At 66.3% G+C, this 7,881-nt stretch carries 3 protein-coding genes; 2 read left to right on the plus strand and 1 reads right to left on the minus strand.

Annotation, left to right across the window (positions count from 1 at the left end; genetic code table 11):
- On the plus strand, positions 1-2,919 hold a 2,919-nt coding region (locus AC1D1G_RS38015), incomplete at its 5' end, for a heterodisulfide reductase-related iron-sulfur binding cluster (protein WP_477956160.1).
- A 94-nt stretch (positions 2,920-3,013) separates the two neighbouring features.
- On the plus strand, positions 3,014-3,358 hold the full coding sequence (locus tag AC1D1G_RS38020) for a hypothetical protein (protein ID WP_477956161.1): 345 nt from the start codon (positions 3,014-3,016) through the stop codon (positions 3,356-3,358).
- 512 nt (positions 3,359-3,870) lie between these two features.
- On the opposite strand, the gene AC1D1G_RS38025 is transcribed toward AC1D1G_RS38020, so the two are convergent.
- On the minus strand, positions 3,871-7,833 hold the full coding sequence (locus AC1D1G_RS38025; RefSeq protein WP_477956162.1) for a non-ribosomal peptide synthetase: 3,963 nt from the start codon (positions 7,831-7,833) through the stop codon (positions 3,871-3,873).
- Between the last annotated feature and the right edge of the window lie 48 nt (positions 7,834-7,881).

Genomic DNA, 7,881 nt, shown 5'->3' on the forward strand with positions numbered 1-7,881 from the left:
GCGTTCCACTGGCCGCTGGTCGGYAACACCGCCGTCTACCACTTCATCGACGAGATCCTGGGCCTCGGCACGGTCATCGGTATCACCACGCTGATCGTGATCCGCCAGCTCAACCACCCCCGCGTGCCCGCCCGGCTGTCCCGGTTCAGTGGCTCCGATTTCAAGGCCGCGTACTTCGTCGAGGCCGTCGTCCTCATCGAGGGCCTGGGCATGATCTTCGTGAAGGCCGGCAAGATCGCCACCTACGGCCACGCCAACCCGTGGACCGACTTCTTCACGATGAACCTCGCGAAGCTGCTGCCCGCGAGCCCGAACATGGTCGCGTTCTTCGCCTTCGTCAAGCTGATGTCGGGCATGATCTGGCTCTACGTCGTCGGACGCAACATCACCTGGGGTGTCGCCTGGCACCGCTTCGCGGCGTTCGCGAACATCTACTTCAAGCGTGAGGACGACGGCGACGTCGCTCTCGGTGCGGCCAAGCCGATGATGTCGGGTGGCAAGCCCATCAACATGGAGGACGCCGACCCCGACACCGACACGTTCGGCGCCGGCAACATCGAGGACTTCTCCTGGAAGGGCTGGCTGGACTTCACCACCTGCACCGAGTGCGGGCGCTGCCAGTCGCAGTGTCCCGCCTGGAACACCGGCAAGCCGCTGTCCCCGAAGCTGCTGATCACCTCGCTGCGTGACCACGGTTACGCGAAGGCCCCGTACCTGCTGGCCGGTGGCCGCAAGGACATGGGCGGCGACGAGATCGGCCTGGTGGACGGTGACGGCGCCGTGGACGAGACCAAACTGGCCGCAATCCCCGAGGCTGCGCGCCGGGAGGCCGAGCGCAAGCTGGTCGGCGAGACCGTCGAAGGTGAGCTGGCCCCGGTCATCGACGCCGAGACGCTGTGGAGCTGCACCAACTGCGGCGCGTGTGTCGAGCAGTGCCCCGTCGACATCGAGCACGTCGACCACATCATCGACATGCGCCGCTACCAGGTGCTGATCGAGTCGGAGTTCCCGTCCGAGCTGGCCGGCCTGTTCAAGAACCTCGAGAACAAGGGCAACCCCTGGGGTCAGAACTCCAAGGACCGTCTCAACTGGATCAGTGAGATGGACTTCGAGATCCCGGTGTTCGGCCAGGATGCCGACAGCTTCGAGGACTACGAGTACCTGTTCTGGGTCGGCTGCGCCGGCGCCTACGAGGACCGCGCCAAGAAGACCACCAAGGCCGTCGCCGAGCTGCTCGCCACCGCCGGCGTGAAGTTCATGGTCCTCGGCGCCGACGAGACGTGCACCGGCGACTCCGCTCGTCGCGCAGGTAACGAATTCCTGTTCCAGCAGCTCGCCATGCAGAACATCGAGTTGCTGAACTCGGTCTTCGACGGCGTCGAGCAGCGCAAGCGCAAGATCGTCGTCACCTGCGCGCACTGCTTCAACGCCCTCGGCAACGAGTACCCGGAGGTCGGCGGCGACTACGAGGTGGTTCACCACACTCAGCTGCTCAACCGCCTGGTCCGCCAGAAGAAGCTGATCCCGGTCGCATCCGTCGGGGAGGACGTCACCTACCACGACCCCTGCTTCCTCGGCCGCCACAACAAGGTCTACGACGCTCCCCGCGAGCTGATGGAGGCCTCCGGCGCCAAGTTGAAGGAAATGCCCCGTCACGGCGAACGGTCCATGTGCTGTGGTGCCGGTGGTGCCCGCATGTGGATGGAAGAGAACATCGGCAAGCGCATCAACATCGACCGGGTCGACGAGGCGCTCAGCACGGATCCGAAGAAGATCGCGACCGGCTGCCCGTTCTGCCGCGTCATGCTCACCGACGGTGTCACCGCTCGCCAGGAGTCCGGCCAGGGCGAGGGCGTCGAGGTCGTCGACGTCGCCCAGCTGATGCTCTCGTCCATCACGCGTCTCGAGCCCGAGAAGCTGAGCGAGAACATCAAGGTCATTCCCCGCGAGAAGCCGGCCGAACCGGCCGGATCGCCGGCAGCAGCCGAGGCCACGGCCGAGGTAATCGAGAAGGAGCGCGTCGAAGAGGTCGAGGAGGCCGCTGCAACGCCGGCCGCCACGGAAGCTCCGGCGGGCAAGGGCCTGGCGATGAAGGGCCTGGCCAAGGCACCCGGGGCGAAGGCTCCCGGCGCCAAGGCACCCGGCAAGGGACTCGGCATGGCAGGCGGAGCGAAGGCTCCCGGCGCCAAGAAGGCCGCTCCCGCACCAGCCGACGGTACGGAGACGCCCGCAGCGGAGGCACCCAAGCCCAAGGGTCTGGGACTCGCCGGCGGTGCGAAGGCACCGGGCGGCAAGGGTCTGCAGATGAAGGGTGCCGCCAAGGCCCCCGGCGCGAAGGCCGCCGCTCCGGCTGCCGATGCACCGGCGGCAGAGGCTCCCGCAGCGGAAACCCCTGCTCAGGATGCCTCCGCGGCGAAGCCGAAGGGACTCGGACTCGCGTCCGGCGCCAAGGCACCGGGCAAGGGTCTGCAGATGAAGGGCAAGGCGAAGGCTCCCGGCGCGAAGGCCGCTCCCGCGGATGCTCCCGCCGAGCCGGCAGTCGCCGAACCCCAGGCTGCCGAACCGCAGGTCGCCGACACCTCCTCCGCTTCGGAGGCCCCCGCAGCCGAGGCGCCGAAGGCTCCCCCGGCGGCGAAGGCCGGTGGACTCGGTTTCAAGAGCGGCGCCAAGGCTCCCGGAGCCCGAAAGGCCGCGGCCCCCAAGGCCGCAGCTCCGAAGGCCGAAGCACCAAAGGCGGAGGCTCCCGCAGCTGAAGCGCCGAAGGCCGAGGCAACCGACACCGCGGCTCCGAAGGTGGAGGAGTCGAACGGCGACGGATCCAACGGCAAGGCACCGGAAACGGTGAAGGCTCCGCCGCCGGCCAAGCCCGGCGGACTCGGTTTCAAGGCAGGCGCGAAGGCACCCGGCCGGAAGAGCTAGCCGACAGCAGTGAACAGCAGCGCCCCCACCGTGATCGGTGGGGGCGCTGCTGTTTTCCGTGACGGCCCGCGTTGCGAACCGAGTACCCTCCGACATGATGACTTCGGGCGCCGATCTCACCGTTCGCCGCGCCGCCACGTACACGGTGGCGGTGATGGGCGGTGCACTCGTCGTTGCGCTCCTCTCGGTCGCGTGGATGTCGATCGATTCTGGTGACTGCGCCGAGTCGATGATGGAGTGTGCCGGCGGGGAGAAGTACGTCCTCGTCTTCGGCCCACMCGCGTTGCTGCTCCTGGGCGGGGTCGGAGCCTTCGTGCAGACCTACCGGGTGTGGCGGGCCGGTGGCCGGTGGCCGATCTGGCAGGGTGCGGGCTGGATGTTGTTCGTGTTCATGCTCATCTACGCCTCACTGTCGGCCGGCGCACTCACCGAGGTCTGACCTACCGCGGTTCGGCGCCGCCGCATCCCGGCATTCCGCCGCCCATCGGCTGGGCGGGTGGCAGGTCCTGCACCGTGTACTCCTGCCGGGTGTCGTCCTGCCCGGTCTCGCCGGCCGACGAGGCCTGTTCGACGGACGAGGTTGTGGTGGTTGTCGCCGAGGTGTGTCGTCCTGGCCGATCAGTTGAGCGGCCGCCGCGCCTGCACCGAGGAGGACGAGTGCGGCGGCGCTGGCCGCCACCATCCATCCCCGGATACCCGACCTCGGTGTCATTCTCACCGGCACACTGGTCGGCGCGACAACGAGGGTCGGCGCCTCGGCTGATGCGGACGGGGGCATCACGCGCGCCGACGCCGCCCCCGAGCAGATCTCGCGTGTCGCGCTGACGGCCCTTCGGTTCTGGCGATCCCAGGCGGGACGCCCGGCCATCGACACCGCGACGGTTCAGGCGTGCGCGTGCGCGGCGCGTTCCTGCGAGGCTCTGCTCGCGCGGTGACCGGCCGGTTCACCCGTCATGTTGATTGCTCTCCCAGTGCCTCGTTCAAGATCGGGCCGGCGACGGCGAGAGCGTCGGGTGACGTCATCTGCCAATGCGTGACTGCCACGGCATGGTTGTGCACCACCCCCGTGACCGCGTTCTCCCATCCGCGGGCCGCCCTCGCGCCGGTGGCATCGTCGGCCGCCGCGGTGAAGAACACAATGTCTCCGTCGAAGCATGCAGGCCGGTACTCCGACATCAACCTCGAGTTTCGGTCCGCCGCCGACACGAGCCGCCCCACGACCTTCTCGGTTTGCTCGACGGAGTGCCCGGACATTTCGGCCAGCGCGACAGCGACACCACCGAGGCTCGGGTCGGAGATGCGCTCGACTGCTGTCTCTTCGATACCGAACCCACCCAGCAACTCACTCACCGAGACATCCGTGGGCGACCCTTCCTCGACCGCCGTCGCGCCTGCGAAGCTGTCCATCATGGCCAGCAATTCCACATCCTCGCCGGCTGCCTGAATCCGGATCGCCATCGCATGCGCGATGACACCGCCGAGTGACCAGCCGAGCAGTCGGTACGGACCGGATGGTCGGATCTGGCGGATCTCACGGACGTAACGGTCCGCAAGTTCATCGAGAGACTCCGGAAGATAGCTGTCCTCGAGAATCGACGGACTCTGGATCCCGTAGATCGGTAGATCAGAGTCGATGTACTGACGTAGACCCGAGTAGCACCACGACAGTCCGACGATGGGATGGATACAAAACAGCGGCGCTCCCGCTTCACCGTCCGCTCGGATCCGTAGCAGCGGCCCGAACCCTTCCTCCACCGGACCCGTGGCTCCGTTCTCGATCCGAGCGGCCAATGCTTCGACGGCGGGATCCGTGAACAGCCACTGCAACGGAACTGCCGCGCTCAGGTCTTGCTTCAATCGGGCGACGATCCTGGGCGCGACCAGGGAATTGCCGCCCAACGCGAAGAAGTCGTCATCCAGCCCCACCTGTTCGACACCGAGAATGTCGGTGAAGGCCGAGGTCACGATTCGCTCGACGCGCGTCGTCGGCCCCCGGAACTCCCTCTTCGTGAACTCCGGGGCCGGCAATGCGTTCCTATCCAGCTTGCCGCTCGCGGTCAGAGGCAATTCGTCGAGCACCATCAGCAGATCCGGCACCATGTACTGGGGCAGCGACCTGCCGGCCGCGGCACGGACCGATTCCACGTCGATCAACCGACCCCCTGTGGGGACCACGTACCCGACCAGTTGCTGACCGAACTCGCCGTCGTGCACGATCACAGCGGCCTGCACGATCGTCTGCTGCGCCACCAGCGCGGTCTCGATCTCGCCGAGCTCGATACGCAGCCCGCGCACCTTCACCTGAGAGTCCGACCGACCCACATACATCAGCTGTCCGCGTGGGTTCCACTTGACCACGTCCCCCGTGCGATAGAGACGCGTCCCCGCTGCCCCGAACGGATCGGCCACGAATCGCTCCGCCGTCAGCCCCTGGCGGCGATGATAGCCGCGGGACAGCTGCACTCCTGCCAGATACAGCTCTCCCTCGACCCCGATGGGCACCGGGTGGAGACGTCGATCCAAGACCAGTGCGGTGGTGTTCCACACAGGTTCACCAATCGGGACCGATTCCCGCTCGAGTCCGTCGCAACGGTGGGACGTCGCAGTGACCGCATATTCCGTGGGACCGTACTTGTTGTCGAGACGAGCCTTCGACCGCGACGCACATCGCGCAGACAACTCCACCGGCAATTCTTCCCCACCGGCAAAAACACACCGCAACGAATCCGGTAGACACGCCTCCGGATCGGCCAGGAGCGCCGCCAGCATCGACGGTACGAACGCGGCCACGGTAACACCGGAGTCTTGCATCAGTGGCAGCAGATAGTCCGGATCCCGATGACCGTCTGGACGCGCGACGATCATCCGGGCACCGACGGCCAGCGGAACCAGTAATTCCCACATCGACACGTCGAACGTCACCGGCGTCTTCTGCACCACGACATCGGAGTCGCTGAGCTCGTATTCGGCTGCCAACCAGGACATTTGGTTGACTATCGCGCGATGGCTGACCGAAACCCCTTTGGGGCGCCCGGTCGATCCAGATGTAAAGATCACGTACGCCAGATTTTCCGGCCGTGCGGGCGTCACGACTTCGGACTCCCCAACCGGCTCGGACGAATACACCGACAAATCGAGGGCGTCAACGTTCAGCACTCGATTCCGGGACGTGTCGAATCCGTCTCGGGAGGTGGACAGGACGCAGACGGGTCCTGTGGTTTCCAGGATGTAGTCGTTGCGTGCCGGGGGTTGATCAGGGTCCAACGGCACGAATGCAGCACCCGTTCGGAGCACCGCGTAGATTCCTGTCACCAACTCCAGCGACCGGCGCATCCCCAATGCCACCAACGACTCCGGTCCTACACCCTCGTCGATCAATCTTCGAGCCAATCGGTTCACCCGAGCAGAGAACTCGGCATACGACAGCGACTCGTTGTCGTACACGATTGCCACCGCGTCCGGTGTTCGGGCCACCTGCGCATCGAATCCGTCGAGCAGCAGTCCATCCGGGACGTCGTGTCCCGTGATGTTCCACTCGCGCAGCATCTGACGCCGCTCGTTCTCTTCGACGATCGAGATGTCGCCCACCGGCATCATCGGATCATCCACCACCGCTTCGAGAATTCGCACGAACCGCCGCGCGATCTCGCGCACCGTCGCGCCGTCGAACACATCCGTCGCGTAGGACAGCCTTCCCACGAATCCACCCCCTCCATCTGCCGACTCACCCACAGTCATCGACAGGTCGAACTGCACCGCCTGCCGATCGACCTCCACCGGCGAGACTCTCAATCCCGGAAGCTCCACCACCGGCCGACTGAAGTTCTGAAACGCCAACATCACCTGGAACAACGGAGAGAACGACTGAGACCGAATCGGATTCAGCTTTTCCACCAATCGTTCGAACGGAACGTCCGCCCGAGAGAACGCCTCGAGATCGGCATCGCGCATCCGCCCCAGTAGCTCCGCGAACGATTCGTCCGGCTCGTACTGCGCCCGCAACACCAACGTATTGACGAACATGCCCACCAGATCGTCCAACGCCGCATCACCACGGCCCGCGATCGGCGACCCGATCGCGATATCGGTGGCCCCACTCAGCCTCGCCAAGAGCACCGCTAACGCCGCATGCACCACCATGAACGGCGTCGCACCCGCCTCTCGCGCCAGCGACACGAGACGCGCCACCGTTGCCGCCGGCACGGTGAAATCCACGCTGGAACCGAGGCCCGACCGCACCGCCGGGCGTGGCCGGTCGGTAGGTAACGCCAGCGCATCCGGCAGCCCTGACAACGCATCCAACCAGTACGCGATCTGCTGCGACATCAACGATCCCGGATCGTCCTCCGAACCCAGCACCTCCCGCTGCCACAACGCGTAATCCGCATACTGCACCGGCAACGGCGTCCAGGACGGCTCGTGCCCTGCGTGCCGGGCGGCATATGCCACCAACACGTCTCGGCCCATCGGCCCGGTCGAGAAACCGTCCGCACAGATATGGTGCACCACCACCGCCAAGACGTGCTCGGACTTCGACATCCGGTACAGCGCCCCGCGCACCGGCACCGATTCCGTGACCTCGAAGCCCGCCGTGAGCAATGCGGCCACCCGCATCCGCAGCTCGTCCTCGTCCGCGACCGGAATCGGCGTCAGGTCCATCGACACTCTCGACGCATGCACGATGCGCTGTGCCGGCCCCTGGGCCGAGTCCGGGAACACCGTCCGCAAGGCCTCGTGCCGAGCGAACACGTCGAGCACCGAAGCCTGTATCGCTGCCACATCCAGTTCACCGGACAGGCGGACCACAAGCGGAATGTTGTATGCCGCCGACTCCGGGTCGAACTGGTTGAGGAACCACATCCGCTGCTGCGCCAACGACAACGGAATCCGCGCCGGCCGCACCCGATGGGTCAACGCCGGCCGCCCACCTTCACCGGCATGCTGCTCGGCCCGCACCGCCAG

It is taken from the genome of Rhodococcus sp. P3_B8, assembly GCF_056402775.1.